Genomic DNA, 23,932 nt, shown 5'->3' with positions numbered 1-23,932 from the left:
AATACCTGAAATTTCGCCAGAAGGCAGCGCAAATGAACTTTCCCGACCTGGACCGGTTTGACCGGTCGATTCTGAGAATTCTGGCCGAGGATGGGCGCATTTCGGTCGCCGATCTTGCACGCGAAATCGGTCTGTCGAAATCACCGACACAGGCGCGCCTGAAACGGCTTGAAGCAAGCGGGGTGATCAAGGGATACCGGGCGATGCTGGATCCGATCAGACTGGGGCTGGACCACGTTGCCTTTGTCGAGGTGCGTCTGACCGATACCCGCGAAAAGGCACTGGCCGAGTTCAACGCGGCTGTCCGAAAAACTGCCGAGGTCGAGCAAGCCCATATGATCGCTTCGAATTTCGACTATTTGTTGAAGGTCCGCACAGCCACCATGTCAGAGTATCGTCGTGTTCTGGCCGAAAAGATTTCATCCTTGCCGCATGTCGCCAGCACCTCGACCTTTGTGGCGATGGAGGCGGTTAAGGAAACCGGCAGTTTGGGTGGGTTCGAGCATCAGGCTTGACGGATCGGGATTACGAGCCATCCTTGGTACATGATACACGCTTTCCTCGCCGCTCTTGCTGTTGTTGCCTTGTCCTGCGCGGCGCACGCCCAGTCCTGCCCTGATTCTCCGGATCATTCAGAAGGTGTGGATGCGCTAATCAATCAGGTTCAGAAGGCAGAATCGCAAAGTGATGCGCGCGCTATTTCCAACCAGATGTGGGAGCTTTGGACCGATGCGCCAGATGCGCGTGCACAAGGCTTGCTGGACCGAGGAATGGCGCGGCGGGAGGCCTGGGATTTACCGGGCGCGTTGGACGAGCTTGACCAGCTTGTCGAATACTGCCCGAACTACGCCGAAGGCTACAATCAGCGTGCGTTTGTGAACTATCTTCGACAAGACTTCGCTGCTGCCTTGCAGGATCTGAATGTCACGATCGAGTTGTCGCCGAACCATATAGGTGCGCTGAGCGGGCGCGCCTTGTCACTGTTGGGTCTGAAGCGCCTTGACGACGCGCGCGCGGCACTTGCCGAAGCGCTAGAACTTAACCCATGGCTGTCAGAGCGGGCATTGTTGGAACCCGGCGGTCTTTTGGAACCGCCCGGTCAAGATATCTGACGCCGGGTTTTCGAAAGAACCGCAATGGGAAACCGAACCTATTTGCAAGCAAACTGGTCGTGTTGGACCCACCCGAGTTGTTCACTGGCTATCCAATGGCATGACTTCTGGCTGATGGGCGCGTCTATCGAACGCTGAGCATCATTGGCGAATACACCAACGAGGGGCTGATGATCCGTGTCGATCGCAAGTTCAACTCAACCGATGCGCTGAGTGCATTGGCTGACCTGTTCATCCTCCGCGGCCCGCCGGAATACATAAGATCCGACAATGGGCCGGGATTTGTCGCCCAGAAGCTGCGAGGGTGGATCACAGCTGTCGGGGCGAAGACGGCTTAAATCGAGCCGGGATCACCCTAGGAGAACGGCCATTGCATAAGCTTCAACGCCCGGTTCCGGGATGAGCTGCTCAACGGTGAAATCTTCTACAGCCTAAGGAAGGCGCAAATCCTGATTGAGCAATGTCGTGTCCACTATCACTCCGTCAGGCCGCACAGCGCGTTGGGCTACCGCCGGCCTGCGCCCGAAATAATCGTCCCAATAGACCAGAGGCCCACGGTGCAGTAACAAACAAACCGGACCACCCGATAGGGGCACGCCGCCGAAGGCGCTGAAGGCGGCTATGCTGACCCTTTTTGAATATCCTGCCGAACACAATGTGGGCCACTTGTACAAAGCCAAACCCGATTTGGCGGCGCATTACAAATCCTGTGATCCGACCAACTCTTTCAATCCGGGGGTCGGGAAGATGTCCAAGGCGTGAACCTACCGGTGACAATGTCAGATGGGACTTGGGCGCATGTGATAGGCATCCAGCAGAGCTTTGCCGTTTTCATAGAACGCAGTTTCGCCAACCAGTTCTGTTACACCGTAGCGATCCAACTCGGCTTTCACGTCTGGCTCGACCAGCGTGAAAACCAGCCGTATCCCCTTGGATTGCAGGAAATTGGCGATACTGCGCAACGTGAACCCGGCTGTGAAATCGACAACGTCAATTGCCGAGGCGTCGATGCAGAACCATGTCAGTTTTCCGTCTGCGTTCTGAACGATTGTTGTGACTTCCTCGGTGAATATCTGCATGTTCGCGTAGTACATGCCGTGGGAAAACCGGTAGATTACCAGACCGGGCTCGAATTGGTTTGGTGCTTCCAATCCCTTTGAACGCCAGCCACCGGACTCGGTACGCAATACTACCGAATTCTTTGGGTGGTATCCCCGGCGTGTGTGGTCGACCAAAGACAGGACCATGGCAAAAATGACGCCTTGCTCGACACCAACCAGAACAACCACGGTGGCGGTTGCCGTGGCAACCCAGAACTCGGACCGGGCCTGCCTGTAAATTGTTGCCATTCCGTGCAGGTCGATCAGCTTGAGACCGATCAGGAAAACGATGGCCGAAAGTGCTGCTGTGGGAAGATAGGCTAAAGGCTTGGTCAGAAACAGGATAACCAACAGGACTATTACCACTGTTGTCAGTTGCGCCACCTGGCTGCGCCCTCCGGCGCTGGCGACCATCTCGGTCTTTGTGGGGCTGCCATTGACCACGAATGTCCCCGTGAATGCGGCTCCGAAGTTCGCAAGACCCAGTCCGATCAGGTCCGTGTTTTCGTTGAAAGTCTCATCATATCTCGAGGCGTATGCCCGTGATGTTGCGGCGCTTTGTGCCAGAATAACAACGAAGATGGACAAGGCCGTGGGGAGCAATTGTTTGAACAAGGTCCAGCTCCACTGCACGTCCGGGATCGAGAACGAGGGCAAACCGCCGACAACCTCTCCCAACACCGAGATTCCGGAAATGTTGAATGAAAAGGCCCAACTGCACAGGATCACCCCGACAATGGCAACCAATGGCCCCGGGATTTTGCGCGACAGTCTTGTGCATCCCAGGACAATGCCTAACACGGCTGATGAGACGATCACGGTTGGCCAGTTGACGTTGGATATGTTGAAGTAAACGTCCTTCAACCTTGCAAGTGTTCCGTGCCCAGCGGATTCGATGCCCAACAATCCGGGGATTTGACCCGTTGCAACCTGAATGCCCACGCCGGTCAGAAAGCCGACCAATACCGTTCTGGACAGAAAATCAGCCAGAAACCCCAGCCCGATGACACGCGCGGCAATCAAAAGCATGGCAGCCATAAGCGCCAGCAAGGACGCCAGTGCCAGATACTCAGACGTTCCGGACATCGCCAAGCCCGCCAGTCCCGAGGCGGTGATGGCTGCTGTCGCCGAATCGGCACCGACAACAAGGTGTCGGGACGATCCGAACAGCGCAAACAGAGCCATGGGAATCAGGATCGTATACAGCCCGGACATGACCGGAGTGCCGGCGATTTTGGTGTAACCCATGACTTCGGGGATCGCGAGGCAGGCAAAACTCAGACCAGCCAGCATTTCCGCCGGAAGGCGCGCGCGGTCAACAGGCAGAATGCCCTGCAGGATTTGCAGACGCGCCGCTCTCTGATTTCTGTCCTGTTTTTTCATGGGTTACCCTATACCCATTCAACCAGCGAACCGAATGTTCGAACCGTCGGGCTATCTTACAGGCAAATTATCACAGGTAAATTGTGTGGTCTGACGTGCCTCTTTTTCCAGTTTTTCAGTTATTTTCGCCGAACTACGGGAATCCCCCAATTTCGCAAACTGCCGATCAGGGGTAAACATGACCTACCGTACTTACCACACACAAACACGGTATTTACTTTCCCCGATGAGGGGCTGGTCACACCCCCTCGGCCGGCCCCTCTTAACTTTTTGGGGTTTGCGAAAGCCCAAGTCATTCGTTTTATGACTCGTGTCGAGTGAACTTACTTAGTTTTGGATCAATTTGGTCACGAGTGTCGGCAGTGTTTCGGACGCACTGTAAGCAACGGTGTGCGGTATATTGGCCACCGGGGTTTTGCGGTACCCTTCCGTGAACAGCAGAAACGGTATCCTGGCGTTTACAGCTGTTTCTGCGTCGACCTCGCTGTCACCCACATACAAGCGTGTGCCCGAGGTCCCAAGTGCTTTGAAGCTTTCCAGCAGGTGGCCCGGATCCGGTTTGCGAATTGGCAATGTATCACCGCCGAAAACAACGTCGAAGAACCGGGATAAGTTGAGCGCCTCCAGCACGTGACGTGCGGGTGCTTCGGGTTTGTTGGTGCAGATACCAAGAACGCAACCCATCTGTTTCAGTGTTTCCAGGGCCTCCAGAACCCCGGGATAAGGCACTGTCGTTGCACTGACCGCCGCATTGTAATGCTTCAGTGTCTGTTGGGTCAGTTCCGCGTGGCGATCCATGGGCAAATCACAGTGTCGCATCAAACGCTCGACCAGTTTGGGAAGGCCATTGCCAACAAACCCTCTGATCACATCAACGGGCACAGGATCGTGACCCAGACCGTTCAGCGTTTTATTGGCCGCTGCTGCCAGGTCCCCGACGCTGTCGACCAACGTTCCATCCAGATCAAAAACAACTGCTGCGGTCACGTTTTGCTTGCCTTTCAATACCCGCCCCAAGTCTTAACCCGTCGTTTTCAGGGGCGCAATCGGCTCAATGACGCCTGATTTGAAACAGCGCTTGACATTCCTTACTAAAATAATCAGATTTAATGACAGGAACGGAAAGCCAACCCTCTCGGGTCAGCCAGATAAAACGAAACGCAACAGGTATGGCACCATGCCGACTCGCTCTGGAGATGCCCCGATGAACGTACAGAACCCGACCCCAACCCAAGGTTATGCTGTCTCGATGCTGCCTGCGCACAAGGCCGAGGATTTGACCAAAGGTGGCCACCTGGCCCATATCGAGTTGGGTGACCAATTGTATACCCTGCGCATCACCCGTGCAGGTAAACTGATCCTGACGAAATGAGCGCGCATTCATTGCGCGGCGGTGCCGCGGTCGGCCGTCTGGCGGATCTTGATCCAGTCGAAGCGGGTGCGGTGATGTATCTGCGGATGTGGAGCCAGGGTGAAAGCGGTCGCGCTGATATCGCGAGCGATTTTTGCATAGCGCTGGGATCAGATTATGGGCGTGCCGCCATGCTGACGCTGGATCGTCTGTGTTCGCTTTGCGCAACGCATTGTCGACGCCCGCTAATCAGGCACGGTCTGGGGTGTGCATGTCTGGGCGCGGATGAGAATTGTTTTGCCCAAATGGTTGCCGCCGCATCCGAAGGGGCACGCGAAGACGCGATGATGATGGCGTCACTGATCGTGCGCCCGGATTTTGCGCCTGCTCTGGCATCCCTGTCGGAGGAACTGGGCCTGACGCTCCGGCGTATGACGACGGGAAATGCGATTCCGACGACAGGCCAAGATACCCGCACTGCCGTTTTGCATTGACTGTGCTTGCAGGACGGTCAAACCCCGGCAAAGCGCCGGGGTCAATCCTTCAGCAGCACCCGCATCCCGCGTGGTGATGGTCGTGACCGCAAACCGGAGCAGGAGAGAAGTCACCGACCTCGGACAGCACGTCCCTTAGCGCCCACAGGATCATGTCCACATCCTCGGCCTCAATCGTCAGCGGTGGGCGGATTTTCAGGATGTTGTCCTTTGGTCCCTCACTGCCGATCAGAATTCGGTGATCACGCATCCGATTTTTGACATAGCTGCAAATCTCGGTTCCTTCGGTTCCGTCGGGATTGATCAGCTCAACACCCAGAAACAGTCCCATGCCCCGTACGTCGCCAACGCAACCAAAGTCGGCTTCGATCTGGCGCAGCCCCGCCATCAGGCGCTCACCCATCTGACGCGCATTGTCCTGCAGGCCTTCGTCATCGACGATGTCCAATACTTCCTTGCCGATCCGGCAAGACAGCGTTGATCCGCCAAAGGTCGAGAAGAATTCGATCCCGTTGTTAAAGCTGTTGGCAATCGCCCGCGTCGTTACCAATACGCCAAGAGGGTGCCCGTTACCAATGGGTTTACCCATCACCACGATATCAGGAAGCGCGCCCTGATGTTCAAATCCAAAGTAATACTCACCCAGGCGACCCAGACCGGTCTGTACCTCATCTGCAATGCAGACACCCCCGGCGGCGCGGATTTTTTCATAAACCGCAGGCAGGTAGCCCTTGGGCGGAATAATCTGTCCACCGACAGATGGGAAAGTTTCGGCGATGAACCCGGCTAGACCTTGACCCCGGTCCTGCAAGGCAGCAATGGCCGGGTCCACAAGATCAGCAAATTTCTGCGCCCGATCCGCATCGTCACGCTTGAACGAGCCGCGATAGTCGTCCGCAACCTCGACCAGTTCGACCCAATCGGCTTTCCCGATGCCACCCGGTTTGTTGAACTTGTAGGCCGATATCGCCACAGCCGCATTCGTATTGCCGTGATAGCCATGGTCTGGCGTCACGATCCCCTTGGCGCCGGTATGGGCACGGGCAAGCCGCAGGGCCAGTTCGTTCGCTTCAGTTCCGGAATTGACGAAGAAGCAGACCTCGAAGTGATCGGGCAGTTTGGACAGGATCTTGTCAGCAAAAGTTGTCTGTGCCGGATGCAGGTAGCGGGTATTCGAGTTCATCCGCTTCAACTGATCCGCCGCTACAGCTTGAATGCGGGGATGCGCATGACCCACATGAGGGACGTTGTTATAGGCGTCCAGATAGGGGCGGCCCCATTCGTCAAACAGGTGATGTTTCCACCCGCGTACGAGCATGACAGGGTCATCATAAGTCAGCGACAGGTTGCCGCCAAAGTGATCGCGGCGACCCTGCAGGATCGCCTGTTTGTCTGTGGGTTGGTAGAAAACCTTGTCATCCGGCAGGTTCAGTAAGGCCGCCGGGTTCGGGCAGACTGCGTGCCACAACTCCATCTCATCCGGATCGCCGACACCGGGCCAATCCGCCTCCATGCCATTGGTTGTCAGCGCCAGCTGGAAATGCACATGCGGTGCCCATCCGCCATTCTGGCTGGCGTCGCCCAACCGGGCGAACGCCGCCCCCTGTGCCACCGGATCACCGGGTTTCAACCGGTCACAGCATTCCGGGTCCAGATGACCATAGAGCGTGTAGAACGGATCGCCATCCGGCGTTCCATGGTGCAGGATTATCACCGCACCGTAATCGAGGTGATGATCTCGGTTCTCGACCACTTCGACCCGCCCGCTCATTGGTGCGTGCAGCACCGTCCCTGCGGGTGCAAACACATCCACCGCCAGATGCACTGTTCGCCGGTCCGAGGCTTTCCATGGCCCTTTGCGAAATCCTGGCTCGGCATAAATCAGGCGGGGTTCGTTGTAATAGCCCAGCCACAGCCCTTCGCCGTATTCCTCGCCAACACGTGCGGCCTCGGCCAATGGCATGTGGAAAGGGTTCTGGGGCCACACGCAATTCTCGACTGACAACGACCCCATCGGAGTATCGCTTAGGTCCTGACCGAACATCTGGGAAAACCGGCCGCGATGTCCTTGCAGATACGCATGGATGCGTTCTGCGCCGTCCACGACCGGCAGCCCGCACGCTGCCCGAAGACGCGCAGACATCAGCCCGCCATTGACGGAAGCATTCTCAAGAAACCGCCACGCAGGTGCCTGAGAGATTGTCACATATGGGTCGTCCGGGTTTTCGACTGCCATCAGGGTCGAGTTGAGGACAGACACTGCCAATCGCATCCGCAGCAGCGGCCAGATCAGGTCGATCTCCTCGGCTTGCAGCCGGTTTGCGGCATGGTATCCCCGCACGAGAGCAGTCAATGCCCGCTCGGGTCTGGCATGATCTAGCACCACATAGGCCCCGGCGATCGCAAGATCACAGACGCGCGGTGCCGCACACATGTCACCCAGATCAATCAGGCCGGAAACCTGCCTCCGCTCACCCAATTCACCTTCAACCAGAATGTTATAGTCATTGGCGTCGTTGTGAATGGCCTGTTTCGGCAGCCGCCCCAGCCTATCCGTGATCGCCGTGAATTCGTTGCAGATATCCCGAAGCAACGCCCGACGCGCGGGATCGCTGATAGCGCCTATCTTGTTACTGATCCAACCCGCTTGCGTCAGGTCCCATTTGAAATCCGGGCGGTGCAAAGCTTCATGTTGAAACCCCTCCAGAGCGCGATCCGTTGCGCCCAGAACACGACCCAATTTCAGGATCAGCTCTTCGGATTTCGGGTTCGCTTGTGCATAGCATCGCCCGGGCAGGCGTTCCTGCAACCACACCAGCCGCGACTTCCCTTCGGAATCGGAATTTTCCGGCAATATTGCGCCGTTCAACGCCGGGAACACCTTTGGAAACGGCAACCCCGGTGCTTCCGAGGCGATATGCGCAAGTGCTTCGATCTGAAGATCTACCAGACCCGCATCGCACCCCGCGCGCATGACTTTCAGCACATAGTCCTGGCCATTTGTGGCTTGCGCCAGAAAGTTCAGATCATATTCGCCATCCAGCCGGGTCAACCGTGCGTCCAGTCCCCAGTTTTGGCGCAGCGCGTCCGCCCAGAAGTTCACCAAATCGCTCATGTCTTTCTCCGTCCCGCTCATCCGGGATCCTCTTCATCTGGCCGAAATATCCTCGGGGGTGAATTGGCCCAAAGGGACAAGAGGGGGCAGACAGCCCCCCGACCCCTTAATCCAAGGCACGCAAACGTTTGAACAGCGATGATGTGTCCCATCGCCCGCCGCCCAGTTTCTGCACGTCCTTGTAGAACTGATCGACCAGAGCGGTCACCGGCAGAGACGCGCCGGTTTCATTGGCCGTATCCAGACAAATCCCCAGATCCTTGCGCATCCAGTCCACAGCAAAGCCATGTTCGAACTGATCATTCAGCATGGTTTCATACCGGTTTGCCATCTGCCAGCTGCCAGCCGCACCCTGGCTGATCACCTCAACAACGGCCTTCCCGTCCAGGCCCGCTTTTTCGGCAAAGTGCAAGGCTTCGCTGAGACCCTGAACCAGACCGGCAATCGCGATCTGGTTGCACATCTTGGTCATCTGGCCCGCGCCGCTGGCTCCGAGTCGACGGCAGATTTTGGAATAGACGTTCATTACCGGCTCAGCCGCATCATAAGCTGTCTGATCGCCGCCACACATAATTGAGAGAACGCCGTTTTCAGCGCCGGCCTGACCGCCCGAAACCGGGGCGTCCACAAAAGCGATACCCTGAGATAGGCCAGCAGCGTAAAGCTCGCGCGTGACCTTTGCTGAAACCGTCGTGTGGTCAACAAAAATGGCCCCGTTGGACATTCCCTGAAACGCGCCATCCTCACCGGTGCAAACCATGCGCAAGTCGTCGTCATTGCCGACGCAGGCCATGACAAACTCAGCATCCTTGACGGCGTCTTTCGGAGTGGCTGCCATCGCGCCGCCATGCTGCGCGACCCAGGCCTCGGCCTTGGTGGTCGTACGGTTGTAAACGGTGACGTCATGGCCTGCGGTTTGCAGATGTCCGGCCATGGGATAGCCCATGACACCAAGGCCAAGGAACGCGACTTTTGCCATTTTGTGATCCTCTCCGCTGTTCGGTCGGCTTCCGCGAAACAGGCCTGACCAAAATCTCTGGCGAAGACAAAGCAAAGCTGCGCCCAAAGGGCAACCCCAAGTCAGCCTTTCCCACCCAGATCCCGCAGGATTGGGCAATCGGGCCGGTCGTCCCCGGCGCAGGCGTCGATCAGGTGGCTTAGCGTATCGCGCATGGCGTTCAGGTCTGCGATCTTGGTTTCGATCTGAACAAGATGGTCGCGTGCAACTTGTTTCACGTCGGCACTGGCACGGGTTTCATCTTCGTAGAGCGCCAGCAAGGTCCGGCAATCCTCGATGGTGAACCCAAGAGCCCGGGCGCGGCCCAGAAAATTCAGCTTATGCACGTCCTGGTCGCGAAACCGGCGATAGCCATTGTCGTCGCGCATCGGTTTGATCAGGTTGATGTCCTCATAGTACCGGATCGTCTTGGCGGGCAGGCCGGTGCGGGCGGAAACATCTCCGATGTTCATGCGTGCACCTCTTTGGTGGCCGTACCTGATGTTTCCGGCACGCTGGCGCGAATACGGCGCAGGCGCAGCGCGTTTGAGACCACAAAAACGCTCGACAGTGCCATTGCGCCAGCTGCCAGTGCAGGGGACAGCAGATAGCCGCCAAACGGGTACAGCGCACCGGCAGCCACCGGTATCAGTAGGACATTGTATCCGAAGGCCCAGCCTAAATTCTGGCGAATATTCTTCATTGTCCGGCGGCTGATCTCGGTCGCATTCGCGACGCCCCGCAAATCACCGGACATGAGGACAACGTCGGCTGTTTCGATGGCCACATCCGTGCCGGTACCGATGGCGATGCCGATATCAGCCGCCGCAAGAGCGGGGGCATCGTTGATCCCGTCACCGACAAAGGCCAGCACTCCGAACCGGTCCCGCAAAGCCGTTATTGCATCTACCTTGCCATCAGGCAGTACCTCGGCAGTGACATGATCAATCCCCAGCCGGTCGGCCAGAGCCTGCGCCGTGCGCGCGTTGTCACCGGTGATCATGGCCACGGTTAGCCCCATTTGGTGCAACCGGTCCAGCGCCTCCACTGTGCCGGGCTTGATCGGGTCAGAAACGGACAAAGTGGCCGCCGCCTGCCCATCCAGAGCCACGAACAGAGGAGTTGCCCCTTGAGCGGCACGGGTTTCGGCCTCATCCGTCAGAGCTCCAAGGGTGATCCCACTCTGCTGCATCAACCGGTGCGACCCGATTAACACGTCGCGGCCTTCGACCAACCCTTGCAGGCCAAGCCCGGTAAGCGAACGGACATCCGATGCCTCTGGCAGTGTCGCGGGCCCCGCTCGGGTGATGGCGGAAGCGATCGGGTGTTCCGACCTTGCCTCAAGGGCTGCGGTCAGCCGTAGAACCTCCTCCCGGTCAAACCCCTTAGCCGTTGTCACGCTGTCCAGTTCGGGGCGCCCCAGCGTCAGGGTTCCGGTCTTGTCCAACGCGACGACGCGCGCCTGCTGAAGCTGTTGCAACGCATCCCCCTTGCGGAACAAAACGCCCATTTCTGCCGCACGCCCGGTGCCCACCATGATCGAGGTTGGGGTCGCCAACCCCATTGCGCAGGGGCAGGCGATGATCAGAACTGAAACACCTGCGACAAGCGCAAGGGGAAGGGCCGGGCTGGGGCCGAAGATCAGCCAGAGCGCGACGGTGATCACCGCAACAGCGATGACCGCAGGAACAAAGCGATAGGTAATCCGATCCACCAACCCCTGAATAGGCAGTTTCGCGCCCTGCGCCTGCTGCACCATACGAATGATCTGTGCCAGAGCCGTGTCGCCACCGACCCGGGTGGCGCTTACCCGTAGAGCGCCGGTGCCATTCACGGTGCCGCCGACAACAGGCGCTCCCACCGACTTGCCAACAGGCACAGGCTCGCCCGTGATCATGCTCTCATCAACGTAAGAGGTGCCTTCAAGCACTTCGGCATCCACCGGTACACGCTCGCCGGGGCGGATGTGCAGGATATCTCCGACAACGATTTCGGCGATTGGCCGGTCCTGTATCTGTCCGTCCAGTTCGACCCGTGCGGTTTTTGGTTGCAAACCCACCAGTTTTCGGATCGCAGCCCCTGTTTTGCCTTTGGCGCGTGCCTCCATCAACCGGCCGAGAAGGATCAGAACCACGATCACCGCGGCCGCTTCGAAATAGACATTGGCCGTACCCTGCGGCAGCAGGTCGGGCGCGAAAGTGGCCGTGACCGAATACAGATAAGCCGCGCCGGTCCCAAGTGCTACCAACGCGTTCATGTCCGGCGTGCCCTGCATCAGCGACGGGATACCTTTGCGGTAAAACACACGGCCCGGTCCGATCAGCAGAGCCGAGGTCAGGGCAAATTGAATCAAATGGCTCGTCTGCGTTCCTATGGTCGCCTGTATCCAATGGTGGAAGGCGGGGATCACGTGCCCGCCCATCTCAAGAGTGAATACGGGGAGGGCCAGTGCCGCTGCCAGTATTGTGGAACGGGCTAGCCGCTGAATTTCGTCGTCTTCCCGGCTTTCTGGTTCGGCAACACTTTGGATACGCGCGGGGTATCCAATTCCGGTAATAACCTGTGCCAGCGCCTCGGGTGTAGTTGCCGCTGTCGCGTAAGTCACCGTGGCCGTCCGAGTTGCCAGATTGACCTGTGCTTCAATTACGCCAGCGGTGGATGCCAACGCACGCTCGATCTTACCAACGCAGGATGCGCAGCTCATGCCCTCGATGCTCAGATCCGCTTGACTTGTTTCAGCCGGATAGCCGGCTGCATCCAGCGCCGATGTCAGGGCCGAAACCGGCCCGTCAAATTCCACCTGCGCCGTCTTGGTCGCGAAATTGACCGAGGCCGCATCAACACCAGATACATTACGCAGCGCAGCCTCGACACGGCCCACACAGGACGCGCATCCCATGCCGGTGACTTTCAGTTCTGTCAGTGCTTTTTGCGCCATGCGACTCATCCCACGTGGTTTTCTGCCCTCCAGATGGGGGTTCCAGTGACGGGAAGGTCAAGGGGGTCGCGGCAAAATTCTACGATCCCGGCCCGCGCATGTTACGCTCCATTAAGCGCTGATACAGGCGTGGTGACAGACGGTTGAGCCACCACGATATGTGTGCAACGCGTCCGACCGGGATCATGGGCTGCGATTTGTCCAGTCCGCGCAGGATCGCCACGGCGGCGCTCTCGGGGCTCATTTCGTCCATTCCGTCCTTGGCCGATCCGGGGCGCGCGGTTCCATCGGGTTGCTCCATTGCGTTGCCGGGGTTGGTGGCCACAAAAGACGGCGCTGCAATCTGAACCTGAACGCCATGTGGCTTTTCTTCGGATCGAAGCGATTTGAAAAAACCCTCAAGCGCGTGTTTTGAGGCTGCATAAGCCGTGCGATGGCAGAGCGGAGCGAAACCAGCCACCGACGAGATCGCCAGATGCGTTCCCTTTGACGCGCGGAGAGGCTGCAAGAATACGCGGGCCATTTCAACGGCTGCAAAATAGTTGATATCAAACAGTGCACGGTGACTGGCCGTGTCAGCCTGATCAAACCCGCGAATTTGAGTAACCCCGGCGTTGTAGATGACCAGATCAATACTGTCGCTTGACGTGATCGCCCTTTGTGCTGCGTTGGCAAGCTGTTCGGGGTCAGTCAGATCACAGGCAATTGGCAGTTGGTTCGGTTCTGTTTGCAGATCGGACACATCAAGGTCCAACAGCACCACCCGCCACCCATGGGCTTGCAGTGCACGGCTCAAAGCTTGTCCCAAACCGCCCGCACCGCCAGAGATGACCGCGGTCTTCATAACCCGGCCTGCCGTTGCCAGAGCGCAAAAACCTCGGCGCTGGATTTTTCAGGCGTATAGCCGAATTCAGATTTCAGGGCAGAATTATCCAGAACTGGCCGATATTGAAGGAACCTTACCTGTTCCGGCCCATAGCGAGATAAACCCAGTGGGCGCGCCACGACCAAGGCCGCTTTCAGCACCCAGGGGGGGAGGCGCAGAACCGGTTTTCCCATGGCGCGCGCCAAGTCGTTCACACCCATCGTGCCGTCACCGGCGACGTTGTATATCCCGGCTGGCCCGTCGGTTGCTGCGCGCTGAAGGATGCGTGCCAAGTCCCGGGTCCAGATAAAGACAAACGGGCTTTCGCTGCCGGATACCGCCAGCAAACGTGGCTTGAGAAACAGGGCGGTGATCTGGTTTTCGGTTCCAGCCCCCAGAACCGTGCCCACGCGCAGAACAACCTGCTCAAGATCGGGGGCGGTGCAGCGGGCTTCGGCCAAAATCTCTTCGACCTGACGCTTGTGATCTGAATAAGGAAACTCGGGGTTGCCGCGCAATGGATCGCCTTCGCGCAACGGCACAGGATTGTCTGCATGATAGCCATAAGCGGCACCGGAAGACGTAACGACCAGTCTGCGCACCCCGTTTGCGATCGCGGCATTCACCACATTTCGCGTGCCTTCGACATCAACAGCATAGGCTGTCGCGCGCGCCATCTTTGGCGGCGGCGTCACGACTGAAGCCAAATGCACAATCACATCCGGATTCACCTTGGCAATCACACGTGCAGGAGCGTCGGTTGTAACATCCATGGACAAAAATGAGGCGTCTTCCGGCAGGTTAACCGGGCGTTTCAGATCGGTTGCAAAGACCTCGTGCTCAACAAATTCGGGCAACAGCGCTTGCCCGACCATCCCGGCAGCGCCGGTAATCAGGATGCGGGTCATCGCGCGGCCTCGGTTCGTGCCATGACCGAAGCCAAAGCCAGGCCCGAAATAGCGTGCCATACTCCCCAGAATGCAGCGACCACGGCCATGCCGCCAAGACCGTTGAAGAATGCAAAGATCAGGACGAGCCCAAGTCCGGAGTTTTGAATGCCGGTCTCAATGGTGATGGCGCGGCGATCAAAAGGGGACAGCCCGGTCAGAGTGGCCACAACCCAACCGCCCCCCAGCGCCAGGGCGTTGTGAAGGATTACAAGCCCGGCAACAGCCCCGGCAAACCCAAGGAAAAACCCCCAGTTGGCAGCCAGAGCAAGTACGATAAACCCAGCAAAGATACCCATCGACAGAAGTTGCAGCGGTGCGCGCAACCGTGCCGTCAAGGCGGGGAGGTGTTGATTCAGCGTAATTCCCAGAACCAGCGGCAGGATCAGCATCAGACCGACCAGGATTGCGATCTGCATTGGGTCGATCTGGGTCTGTTGCAGGATTGCGCGGGTCGGAGGGTAAAGCCCACCCCAAAGCGCAATATTGAAAGGTGTCATAAAGATCGCACAGATGGTGGCGAAGGCTGTCATCGACACCGAAAGCGCTGCATTTCCGCCCGCGCGGTGGGTAATGAAGTTCGAGATATTGCCCCCTGGGCAAGCCGCCACAAGGATCAGGCCAAGCGCAATTGATGGTTGCGGTGCTGCAATCCACACCATCACAAAGGTCAGCGCAGGCAGGACGACGAGTTGTGAAAACAATCCGACAACCACTGGTTTGGGTGCGCGCCTTAAACGGTCAAAATCCCGAGGCGTAAGGTCGATGGCAATCGAGAACATCACGATTGCCAGAATAGCATTCAACAGCGTCAGAGACGCCGGACTGAAATTCAGTGTGATCTGGTCAATACCACTCATGCGGCGGCCTTCCCCAGCCGGTCGATCCAGCCGGTGACAGCCTTTCTGTAGGTATTCTTGTCCACGTAATAGGCCATGCGGGGCAGGTCGATATAGTTCATGCCTCCGGTGGCGCGCGTATAACCTTTTTGCTTTTCTGCGTGCAGATCGGCTGCCACGGGGCAGCCGTGTCGAAGCCCCTTGATGTAGCGCGCCACCATCTCGGCCTGCTCGTGCCTGCCCTGCCAGCCCAGGCCCGTGGCCTCGACCATGCCCAGCACGAACAGATCGTCCCGTTCGGGATGTATCGTGTTCAGATACAGATGCGGGGCGTCGCCCTGCCAGTTCAGCAGGCCCTTGTCGATAAACGGGTAATGCAGTTTGTATCCGGTCGCGGCGAGGATCATGTCATAGTCGTCGCAGGAGCCGTCCTTGAAATGCACGGTGTGGCCCTCCAGCCGGTCGATATCCGGGCGGATGCTCAGATCGCCATGGCCTGCGTGATACAGGACCAGCGAATTCACCACGGGGTGGCTTTCGTACAGCTTGTAATCCGGTTTGGGAAAGCCGTATTTCTGTGGATCGCCGACAAACCAGCCAAGGATCAGGCTGTCGACCTTACGCTTCAGCCACATCGGCAGACGGATCTTTCCACCTATTGTGTCAGCGGGTTTGCCAAAGACGTATTTCGGGACGAAATAATACCCGCGCCGCATCGACAGATCGCAGCGTTTCGCGTGGTGGATGGCGTCGACGGCGATGTCACAGCCGGAGTTGCCTGCGCCCACGACCAGCACACGCTTGCCGTCGAATTGGCTTGGGTACCGATATTGCGAGGCATGGATCAACTCGCCGTCAAATGTACCCGGAAAGCTGGGTACATTCGGTTCCGACAGGGTACCGTTCGCAATGAGTACGCCGGCATATTCGGCCTGATGGTCGCCATCTTGGTCTCGCCAGCACACGCGCCAACCGTCACCCGGATTGCCCAGCGGAGCGACCTGAGTGACTTCCGCATTGAATTTGTAACCCTCTCGCAACCCGAAACGGTCCGCAAATGCGCGGAAATAGTCGCGCATCGCCCGGTGCGAGGGGTACTCGGCAACCGCGTCATCCATGGGGAAATCCGTAAACTCGGTCATGCGCTTGGACGAGATCAGGTGCGCCGACTCGTACATGGTTGATCTTGGAGCATCGATGTCCCACAGACCGCCCACATCCGAATGCAATTCAAACCCCTGAAATGCGATTCCCTGTTCTTTCAGCACCTTGGCCGCGGCCAAACCCATTGGCCCCGCCCCAATCAGGGCGAATGTGTCGCGCGTTTCTGTCATGAACCCTCCCAAAGTTCGTGAGGTTTAAATTGAACGAACGTCCAAAATAAGGCAAGGTGAATTTTATGACGCTGAAAAACGTAGAAAAGCCAAGACAAAGGGCACCGTCCAAGCGATCTTTGGAAACCAAAGCGCGGATCATGGACGCGGCCGAAACAGTCTTTGCCGAACGCGGATTCGAAGGCGCGTCGATCCGCGATATCGCTGCGCTTGCAGGGGTTCAGGTTGGCCTTGTTCATCACCATGGCGGCGGCAAGGAAGAGCTGTTTTTTCGAGCGATCGAACGCCGTGCGGGCAAGCTGGCACAAATCAGAACCGATGCGCTGGCCAAGGCAAGAAAAGCAGGTCCGCTAACATTGCGCAGCATTCTGGACAGTTTTATCCGGCCTTATGTGGAACTGGCAGAAACAGGCGGTTCGGGATGGATGGCGTATGGGCGCCTTGTGGCGCATGTCTCGGTCGATCCCCGCTGGCGCGATATCGCGGCTGAGTGTTTCGACCCGACCGCCCGGCATTTTATCGACGAAATCGCTGCGCTTTATCCGGATGTTGACCCTGCGCTGCTGGCCAGCGGCCAGGTCTATTCCGTGTCGGCAATGCTGGCGCATCTCAACAGTGGTTGGCGGGTCGGGGCCCTGTCGCATGGCGGCGGAGTGTCAGAGGTGGAACGCCTGATCGAATTTTGTGCAGCCGGTATCGAAGCGATGGTTCAGACCAGTCGCGGTTGAACGCGCAGCATTGCTATTGCTGCAAATGGTTGAACAGGATGGTGCTGAACACAGAAGGTGGTGACGTCCGGACGGCGCTGGGTGAAGCAAAGAAACCAAACATCATGATCATAAGGATCAGGGCTGCTCCGGCAAGGAACGCCGCAGAAAGCTGAAAGACCGAACGAACCATTGGATTATTCCCTGTAAATACTCAACAAAGTTTGCGGTGTCTTGCGCATCACGAGAGCTTTGACAGTTCTTGTCTCAGCCTTTCATTTTCGGCCTGCAACTGGGCCAGTTGCTGGCCTAAACTGTTTAGATGCGGGCGCAGTTCGGCTTCGGTGAAACGCGGCGTGATGTGGCGTGGGCAGTTCCAGTCAAGCGCCTCAACTCGAATGATCGCGGCCCGCTCTGCGGGGGCTTCGGCCCCCTCCGGATACAAGCTGGCTGCCGCTGCTTGACCTTCCGTGAATTCGACACGCCCCAGGATCTTCAAACGGTGTTGATTGGCATAATCCATCAGGATCATCGCGACCCGATCGTTGCCATCCAGATTTCCGCGCGAGATATACTGTCTGTTGCCTGAAAAATCGGCATATCCGATGGTTTGCGGCCCCAGCACCTTAAGAAACCCGACCGGCCCGCCGCGATACTGCACATAAGGCCAGCCTGTTTCAGACACCGAGGATTGATAAAACCCGTCGCGCGCCTGAATGAACTGTTTTTCGGGTTCGCCGATCAGATGGCCCTGTTGCGGGCCACCTTCAATGAATTTGGCATAGGTTTTTGCCGATCCCATCCGCTCCTGATGGGCGCGGACGGTTGGGGTGAAGGTCAGTTCTGAAAACGCACGCGGCACAGTATGTCCTTTCAAAGACCCAGATCAGACAACTCGGGATGGTCATCGGGGCGTTCACCCAATGGCCAATGAAACAAGCGGTCGCTTTCGGCTATGGGGTGATCATTCAGCGAGGCATGCCGATGCGACATGCGTCCGTCTTCGGCAAATTCCCAATTCTCGTTGCCATATGACCGGAACCACTGACCGCTATCGTCGTGCCACTCGTAAGCGTAACGCACTGCGATGCGATTACCGGTAAAGGCCCAGAGTTCCTTGATCAGCCGATAGTCCAGTTCCTTGTGCCACTTACGGCTTAGGAAGGCGTGAATTTCGTCATGCCCTGACAGAAATTCCGCCCGGTTTCGCCACTGACTGTCATCTGTGTATGCGGGGGTGACGCGGTCGGGATCGCGGCTGTTCCAGGCATTCTCTGCCATGCGCACTTTTTGCGTGGCAGTTTCCAACGTGAACGGGGGAAGAGGGGGTCGAGACATGGTGCAGGGGGCTTTCAGGTTAGAGAAGCGGCAAGAATGGCCAGTGTCAGAAGAAATGGAACGTACTGAGGGGGGAATATGCTGGCGCGACGTTTCATCGGTCAAATCCTCTGGTGTACTGATCGGTTAACTTTCCAATAAGGTGTACCGATCTGTTAACTTTTGCAAGAGGAAAAGCAGAAAATATTTCGCGCGGTTCAGGGCGAGCCATGAATTCTAATGAAAACAATGATTTGAGTTAGGCCGGTTGTACTTCATGTTTCGGGGTAATATGTACAGAACGGTACACCATGGAGCCGAATCATGCGTCCAAACAAACGGGATGAACTTGTCAGCAAAGCCCTGAAGGTTTTTTATCGCGACGGGTTTCACGCGACCGGCATGGATAAGCTGGTGGCGGAAACGGGCGTTTCGAAAACGTCGATGTACAAACATTTCCGCACTAAAGAAGACTTGATTGTAGCCGCTCTGCGTCTGCGGGATGAGAATTTTCGCGAGTGGTTCTATCGGCGCATCGAAGAGATGGCAGAAACACCGGCCGAGCAACTCATCGTCAGTTTTGATGCCTTGAAAGAATGGTTCGAGGAAGATGGATTCCGGGGCTGCATGTTCATCAAGGCCGGGGCAGAATATCAGGAAACAGACCATCCGATCCATGTGCAGGCAGCCGAACATAAACAGCTGTTGCTGGAGCATTTCACGTCCGTCGCCGAACAGGCTGGTGCGCGTGATCCTCAGAAACTCGCGAGCCAGATCGTGTTGTTGCAGGAAGGGGCAATTGTGTCTGCGGTTTTGCTCAAGAATTGTGATCCTGCGGAAGACGCCAGAGATGCGGCACAGCATTTGCTGGCATTGGCGCTGAGTTAATTTCCTTTAAAACAAGCAGGTTCTTAAAGTTACCTAGCAAAGAAACGTTGCGTTGTTCGAAGTCGGAACGCCACGTCACGTGGATTGGCGGGAATCGGGCTGAACGCTAGGCTTTCGCGAAAGACAGATTGGAGAGCCTTTGATGTCACTTTTCACTTCGACCGCGGCATGGATCACTGACGAACACCGCATGTTTGCGGATATGGCTGGCCGATTCATGGATGATGAACTGTCACCGAATATCGAAGCCTGGGTTGAAAACGGGGCCGTTGATCGCGACTTCTGGCGCAAGGCTGGTGAAACCGGCCTGATGGCTGGTGCAATCCCCGAAGAATATGGCGGCGTCGGCGGCGGTATGGGCTTTGACGCCATCACCGCGTACGAACAGGGTGCACGGGGCGACGCTGGCTGGGGCTATGGTATTCAGTCGATCGTGACCCACTATCTTACCGCCTATGGCAGCGAAGATCAGAAACGGAAATGGCTGCCCAAACTGGCTTCGGGTGAGATGGTCGGCGCACTTGCCATGACGGAACCTAGCACCGGCTCGGATGTTCAGGCTGTGCGCACAACGGCCGAGAAGGACGGAAACTCCTACCGGCTGAATGGCTCGAAAATCTTCATCACGAATGGCCAGACGGCGGATCTGATCATCGTGGCCGCCAAGACTGACAAGTCCGAGGGCGCGCGGGGTGTGTCATTGATCGTGGTCGAAACCGAAGGGGCCGAGGGGTTTCGCAGGGGGCGCAACCTCAAGAAACTGGGGATGAAGGGCAACGACACGGCCGAGCTGTTTTTCGAAGATGTCAAAGTGCCGATGACAAACCTGTTGGGCCCCGAGGAAGGGCAGGGGTTTTACCAGCTGATGAAGCAACTGCCGTGGGAACGGCTGAATATCGCGATCATGGCGCTGGGTTCGATCGATTTTGCCATTGCCGAAACGGTAAAGTACGTGCAGGAGCGCAAAGCGTTCGGTCAGCGGGTGATGGATTTTCAGAACACACGTTTCAAGCTTGCGGAATGCAAGACCAAAGCCGAGGTGCTACGCAGTTTCGTCAATGACTGTATCGGCAAGCTGGAGGCAGGCGAACTGGACGCGGCAACCGCCTCGATGGCCAAGTACTGGGGGTCAGAGGTGCAGAACGAAATCATGCACGAATGCCTGCAGCTGTTCGGCGGTTACGGTTTTATGATGGAGTATCCAATTGCCCGCCTCTACGCAGACGCGCGCGTGCAGATGATTTACGGCGGCACGAACGAGGTCATGAAAGAGGTGATTGCACGGTCGCTCGACGTCTGAAGGTATCCGGGCAGCCTCTTGCCGGATGTCATCATTCCTGACGGAATGTTCGCTTCTGTTGGACCTCGCAGGCCCGTGCTTGCGGGGTTTTTTCGTTGCTGACCCGACCGCAGTTGCCCACTTGCAAAGGACGTGCAGCGGTATGATGATCCGCCGAAAAGACTCAGAGGTCTGACGTGAACGATCCCGAACAAGCCCTGTGGCGGACTACATGTACCGAAGCAGTCATAGCTCTGCCGCTGGGTAGTGATACAACCGTTGATCTGGCTATCATAGGTGGCGGATATACCGGGTGTTCAGCTGCCTTGACGGCAGCCCGGTCCGGCGCTTCGGTCTGTTTGCTGGAAGCGCAGAAGATCGGGTTTGGCGGGTCGGGGCGCAATGTCGGTCTGGTCAATGCCGGGCTGTGGCTGCCACCGGATGACATCCGCGCGCATATCGGTGCAGAGGCTGGCGATCGCCTGATCGATCTGCTGGGCAAGGCACCGTCGGACGTATTTTCCCTGATCGAAGAACACGGCATCACATGCGAACCCATTCGCAACGGAACCCTGCATTGCGCGCATTCCGCCTCGGGGCTGAAGGACCTGCAAACGCGCCATGCCCAGCTAAGCGAGACTGGCGCGCCGGTAGCGCTGCTGTCGGTGGATCAGGCCCGTGACCGGACCGGTAGCGATGCTTTCCATGGGGCGTTGTTCGATCCTCGCGCAGGAACCATACAACCCTTGGCTTATGTCATGGGATTGGCGCGTGCCGCGTCTCAGGCCGGGGCGCAGATCCATGAACAAAGCCCGGTACAGACCCTTCGGCACGAAGGTGGGCAATGGGTATTGACGACACCGGGCGGGAACGTACGGGCGAGGTCCGTCATTCAGGCAACCAACGCCTATCACCTTGGCTTGCCAGATACTGCGCCTGCCTATGTTCCCGTTTATTACTTTCAATACGCAACGACCCCGTTGTCGCATAATCTGCGCGCCAGCATCCTGCCGCAGGCAGAAGGGTGCTGGGATACCGGGCTGATCATGACGTCGTTCCGGCTGGATCAGGCGGGGCGGATGATCATTGGCGGCATGGGCGATCTGGGGAATGCAGGACGCAGTGTGCATACCGGATGGGTCCGACGCAAACTGGCTGAGCTTTATCCTCAGCTTGCCGATCAGCCGTTTGAACAGGGTTGGCACGGGCGGATTGCCATGACCTCGGACCATATCCCGAAAATCACGCAGATTGGCCCCAACGCTCTGGCCGCGCACGGATATTCCGGCCGTGGTATTGGCCCCGGCACGGTGTTCGGTCGAATGATGGCCAAAAGTCTTCTTGCAGGTGAGCTTTCGCTTTTGCCCGTTCCTGCGGTGCATGAGCATCGCGAAAGCTGGACGCGCGTGCGCCGCGCCTTTTTTGAATCCGGCGCGGCGCTGACGCATCTGATAAAGGCGCGGATCTGAATTCAGACCGAGCGGGTGATGCCACCATCAACCCGGATATTCTGCCCGGTGATGTAGCCACCGCCTTCGGATGCCAGCAGGGCCACGACCGAGGCGACCTCGTCATAACTGCGCCCATAGCGCCCCATGGGAATGCGCGCGCGGAATTCTTCTTTTTCGGGCAGGCTGTCAATGAAACCGGGCAGGATGTTGTTCATGCGGATGTTTTCGGCAGCGTATTTGTCCGAGAACAGTTTGGTGAACGCGGCCAGCCCGGCGCGAAACACGCCTGAGGTCGGGAAAACCGGGTCAGGTTCGAATGCAGCGAAGGTCGAGATATTGATGATCGATCCACCGCCCTGCGCCTGCATGATCGGTGTCACAAGCCGCGTGGTGCGGACCGCATTCATAAAGTAGACGTCCATACCGGTGTGCCAATCCTCGTCCGTCAACTCAAGGATCGGAGCACGGGGGCCGTGGCCGGCGGAATTGACCAAGACGTCAATGCGCCCCCAATGGGCCATGGCCGCATCAACAAGCTTTTGCAGATCCACCGTGGACTGGTTCGAGCCGGTTACACCGACGCCTCCCAACTCATGCGCCAGCGCTTCGCCCTTGCCCGAGGATGACATAATCCCGACCTTGAAACCGTCTGCGGCCAGCCGCCTCGCGGAATCCGCGCCCATGCCGCTGCCGCCTGCTGTGATGAGTGCTACTTTCTCCATCTGAGATCTCCGTTTTGATTTGGTTTCAGGATGGCGAATGATTTGCGGTTTGACCAATCAGTTTTGTTGAGTACTCGTGACCGTGTCCGCAGCCGAACCTGGCCCGGGTCATGCGCAGCTGACGGCTGTCTCAGGTCTGAAGGGACGCTGCGATGGCTTCTATCCGGCCGCGTAACCAGCGATGGGCGGGGTCATTGGTCGATCTTTGATGCCAGACCATATAGATGGACACAGGCGGGCAGGCGAAAGGTAACGGTGCGCAATCCAGCGCGGCAAGTGGGCCCTGTTTCATCAGTGCCGTATCTGTCGAGATCAGGTCGCTGCCCTGCACAAAGGCCGGGATCGCGTTGAAATGCGGCAGGGTTACAACCGCAGGATTGATCTGGCTTTGATCAACGCCGCGCATCACGGCACGGGCGTTTCGGCCATCGGCAAATCGCACCTCGACATGGTCGCTGTGGCAATAGTCCTGCCAGCTGCCCGGTGGTCGGCGTTGCGTCGAGTCGTAGAACACCATCAGCGGGCTTTCGATCAGTCTTTTCTGGAAAATATCTGGTCCGTCGGGCGGCAGCGGGGTCAGCATCAACTGGCACCGGTCGCTGCGCAACAACTCGGGATCGGGCACACCCGATGGGATGAATTCCAACCGCAGGCGCGCGCCTTCGGCGCGGGTGTGACGCAGCAGCTGTGGAAAGATCAGCTCTCGTGGCATGTCATTAGTGGCAATGCGGATGTTGATCTGTTCCGACAACGGATCGAACGGTCGGCCGTCGGTCAGCGCGCGCATCCCGTCCAGCACCTTTTGCGCAGGCTCTTTCAGGGACAGGGCGCGTTCGGTAGGCGTCAGACCCTGACCTGAACGAACAAAGAGCGGGTCGCCCAGAACCTGCCGTAGTTTGGCCAGTGTATGACTGATCGCAGATTGCGTAACCCCCAGCCGATCTGCGGCTTTCGAGACCGAGCTTTCCTCGAGTATCGTCAAAAAAATGCGTAGAACCTTGCCATCAAGGTCAGTGAAATCAATTTTGCTCATACTATTTATGATTAATCATGAATGGTATTGCTGTCCATGGCGGGGTACGGGACGGGCATC

23 protein-coding genes and 2 pseudogenes are annotated in these 23,932 nt (G+C 57.7%); 10 read left to right on the top strand and 15 right to left on the bottom strand.

Annotation, left to right across the window (positions count from 1 at the left end; translation table 11 throughout):
* The first annotated feature begins 32 nt into the window (after positions 1-32).
* The 4 genes and pseudogenes from ACR0AD_RS12360 to ACR0AD_RS12345 all read left to right on the top strand — a co-directional run.
* Complete coding sequence (locus tag ACR0AD_RS12360) at positions 33-515, top strand: Lrp/AsnC family transcriptional regulator (RefSeq protein ID WP_480482166.1); 483 nt, start codon at positions 33-35, stop codon at positions 513-515.
* A gap of 30 nt (positions 516-545) precedes the next feature.
* Positions 546-1,112, top strand: coding sequence for a tetratricopeptide repeat protein (locus tag ACR0AD_RS12355; RefSeq protein WP_480482164.1), 567 nt, complete (start codon positions 546-548; stop codon positions 1,110-1,112).
* A 113-nt stretch (positions 1,113-1,225) separates the two neighbouring features.
* A pseudogene (locus ACR0AD_RS12350) lies at positions 1,226-1,678 on the top strand (integrase core domain-containing protein); the annotation flags it as partial.
* A gap of 22 nt (positions 1,679-1,700) precedes the next feature.
* Positions 1,701-1,874, top strand: a pseudogene (locus ACR0AD_RS12345) (D-lactate dehydrogenase); the annotation flags it as partial.
* Between the two features lie 17 nt (positions 1,875-1,891).
* Here the strand turns inward: ACR0AD_RS12345 and ACR0AD_RS12340 are convergent.
* Positions 1,892-3,595 (bottom strand): SulP family inorganic anion transporter, encoded by a 1,704-nt coding sequence (locus tag ACR0AD_RS12340; RefSeq protein WP_480482162.1) that lies wholly within the window; start codon positions 3,593-3,595, stop codon positions 1,892-1,894.
* 327 nt (positions 3,596-3,922) lie between these two features.
* On the bottom strand, positions 3,923-4,582 hold the full coding sequence (gene gph, locus ACR0AD_RS12335; protein ID WP_480482160.1) for a phosphoglycolate phosphatase: 660 nt from the start codon (positions 4,580-4,582) through the stop codon (positions 3,923-3,925).
* A 217-nt stretch (positions 4,583-4,799) separates the two neighbouring features.
* Here gph and hemP point away from each other — a divergent pair, with 217 nt between their 5' ends.
* Positions 4,800-4,967 carry a hemin uptake protein HemP gene (hemP, locus tag ACR0AD_RS12330; RefSeq protein ID WP_209504713.1) on the top strand — a complete coding sequence of 56 codons (168 nt, stop codon included), beginning with the start codon at positions 4,800-4,802 and terminating at the stop codon, positions 4,965-4,967.
* Positions 4,964-5,440, top strand: a complete 477-nt coding sequence (locus tag ACR0AD_RS12325; RefSeq protein WP_480487641.1) for a hypothetical protein — start codon at positions 4,964-4,966, stop codon at positions 5,438-5,440. Before hemP ends, ACR0AD_RS12325 begins: the two co-directional genes overlap by 4 nt.
* A 49-nt stretch (positions 5,441-5,489) precedes the next feature.
* Here the strand turns inward: ACR0AD_RS12325 and ACR0AD_RS12320 are convergent, their stop codons facing one another.
* From ACR0AD_RS12320 to ACR0AD_RS12285, 8 genes are all read right to left on the bottom strand, one after another.
* Positions 5,490-8,555 carry an aminotransferase class III-fold pyridoxal phosphate-dependent enzyme gene (locus ACR0AD_RS12320; RefSeq protein WP_480487643.1) on the bottom strand — a complete coding sequence of 1,022 codons (3,066 nt, stop codon included), beginning with the start codon at positions 8,553-8,555 and terminating at the stop codon, positions 5,490-5,492.
* Between the two features lie 106 nt (positions 8,556-8,661).
* A complete protein-coding gene (locus tag ACR0AD_RS12315) occupies positions 8,662-9,576 on the bottom strand; it encodes an NAD(P)-dependent oxidoreductase (RefSeq protein WP_480476906.1) in 915 nt (304 codons plus the stop codon).
* Positions 9,577-9,635: 59 nt separating this feature from the next.
* On the bottom strand, positions 9,636-10,025 hold the full coding sequence (cueR, locus tag ACR0AD_RS12310; protein ID WP_209504709.1) for a Cu(I)-responsive transcriptional regulator: 390 nt from the start codon (positions 10,023-10,025) through the stop codon (positions 9,636-9,638).
* Complete coding sequence (locus ACR0AD_RS12305; protein WP_480487645.1) at positions 10,022-12,490, bottom strand: heavy metal translocating P-type ATPase; 2,469 nt, start codon at positions 12,488-12,490, stop codon at positions 10,022-10,024. Before ACR0AD_RS12305 ends, cueR begins: the two co-directional genes overlap by 4 nt.
* A gap of 79 nt (positions 12,491-12,569) precedes the next feature.
* Complete coding sequence (locus ACR0AD_RS12300; protein ID WP_480487647.1) at positions 12,570-13,334, bottom strand: SDR family NAD(P)-dependent oxidoreductase; 765 nt, start codon at positions 13,332-13,334, stop codon at positions 12,570-12,572.
* Entirely contained in the window at positions 13,331-14,263 is a 933-nt protein-coding gene (locus ACR0AD_RS12295; protein WP_480487649.1) for an SDR family oxidoreductase, read from the bottom strand. Before ACR0AD_RS12295 ends, ACR0AD_RS12300 begins: the two co-directional genes overlap by 4 nt.
* Positions 14,260-15,162, bottom strand: a complete 903-nt coding sequence (locus ACR0AD_RS12290; RefSeq protein WP_480487651.1) for a bile acid:sodium symporter family protein — start codon at positions 15,160-15,162, stop codon at positions 14,260-14,262. The genes ACR0AD_RS12295 and ACR0AD_RS12290 overlap by 4 nt, the downstream gene beginning before the upstream one ends.
* A complete protein-coding gene (locus ACR0AD_RS12285; RefSeq protein WP_480487653.1) occupies positions 15,159-16,475 on the bottom strand; it encodes a flavin-containing monooxygenase in 1,317 nt (438 codons plus the stop codon). The genes ACR0AD_RS12290 and ACR0AD_RS12285 overlap by 4 nt, the downstream gene beginning before the upstream one ends.
* A gap of 65 nt (positions 16,476-16,540) precedes the next feature.
* Here ACR0AD_RS12285 and ACR0AD_RS12280 point away from each other — a divergent pair, with 65 nt between their 5' ends.
* On the top strand, positions 16,541-17,203 hold the full coding sequence (locus ACR0AD_RS12280) for a TetR/AcrR family transcriptional regulator (protein WP_480487655.1): 663 nt from the start codon (positions 16,541-16,543) through the stop codon (positions 17,201-17,203).
* 13 nt (positions 17,204-17,216) lie between these two features.
* On the opposite strand, the gene ACR0AD_RS12275 is transcribed toward ACR0AD_RS12280, so the two are convergent.
* From ACR0AD_RS12275 to ACR0AD_RS12265, 3 genes are read right to left on the bottom strand one after another with little or no spacing between them, the layout of a single operon-like run.
* Positions 17,217-17,375: a hypothetical protein gene (locus tag ACR0AD_RS12275; RefSeq protein ID WP_480487657.1), complete on the bottom strand. Its 159-nt coding sequence runs from the start codon at positions 17,373-17,375 to the stop codon at positions 17,217-17,219.
* Positions 17,376-17,423: 48 nt separating this feature from the next.
* Positions 17,424-18,044 carry a pyridoxamine 5'-phosphate oxidase family protein gene (locus ACR0AD_RS12270; RefSeq protein ID WP_480487659.1) on the bottom strand — a complete coding sequence of 207 codons (621 nt, stop codon included), beginning with the start codon at positions 18,042-18,044 and terminating at the stop codon, positions 17,424-17,426.
* A gap of 11 nt (positions 18,045-18,055) precedes the next feature.
* A complete protein-coding gene (locus ACR0AD_RS12265; RefSeq protein ID WP_209504702.1) occupies positions 18,056-18,520 on the bottom strand; it encodes a nuclear transport factor 2 family protein in 465 nt (154 codons plus the stop codon).
* A 303-nt stretch (positions 18,521-18,823) separates the two neighbouring features.
* Between ACR0AD_RS12265 and ACR0AD_RS12260 the strand changes: the two genes are divergently transcribed.
* The 3 genes from ACR0AD_RS12260 (at position 18,824) to ACR0AD_RS12250 (ending at position 22,135) form a co-directional block, all read left to right on the top strand.
* Entirely contained in the window at positions 18,824-19,387 is a 564-nt protein-coding gene (locus tag ACR0AD_RS12260) for a TetR/AcrR family transcriptional regulator (RefSeq protein ID WP_267366610.1), read from the top strand.
* A 142-nt stretch (positions 19,388-19,529) separates the two neighbouring features.
* On the top strand, positions 19,530-20,687 hold the full coding sequence (locus ACR0AD_RS12255) for an acyl-CoA dehydrogenase family protein (protein ID WP_480487661.1): 1,158 nt from the start codon (positions 19,530-19,532) through the stop codon (positions 20,685-20,687).
* 176 nt (positions 20,688-20,863) lie between these two features.
* Positions 20,864-22,135 (top strand): NAD(P)/FAD-dependent oxidoreductase, encoded by a 1,272-nt coding sequence (locus ACR0AD_RS12250; protein ID WP_480487663.1) that lies wholly within the window; start codon positions 20,864-20,866, stop codon positions 22,133-22,135.
* Between the two features lie 2 nt (positions 22,136-22,137).
* Here the strand turns inward: ACR0AD_RS12250 and ACR0AD_RS12245 are convergent, their stop codons facing one another.
* Positions 22,138-22,839: an SDR family oxidoreductase gene (locus tag ACR0AD_RS12245; RefSeq protein WP_480487665.1), complete on the bottom strand. Its 702-nt coding sequence runs from the start codon at positions 22,837-22,839 to the stop codon at positions 22,138-22,140.
* A gap of 130 nt (positions 22,840-22,969) precedes the next feature.
* On the bottom strand, positions 22,970-23,872 hold the full coding sequence (locus tag ACR0AD_RS12240) for a LysR family transcriptional regulator (protein WP_480487667.1): 903 nt from the start codon (positions 23,870-23,872) through the stop codon (positions 22,970-22,972).
* Positions 23,873-23,932: the final 60 nt, after the last annotated feature.

This window comes from Ruegeria sp. BH8 (genome assembly GCF_056538065.1).
The sequence above is the reverse complement of the archived record's forward strand: the minus strand, read 5'-3'. Positions and strand labels throughout refer to the sequence as shown.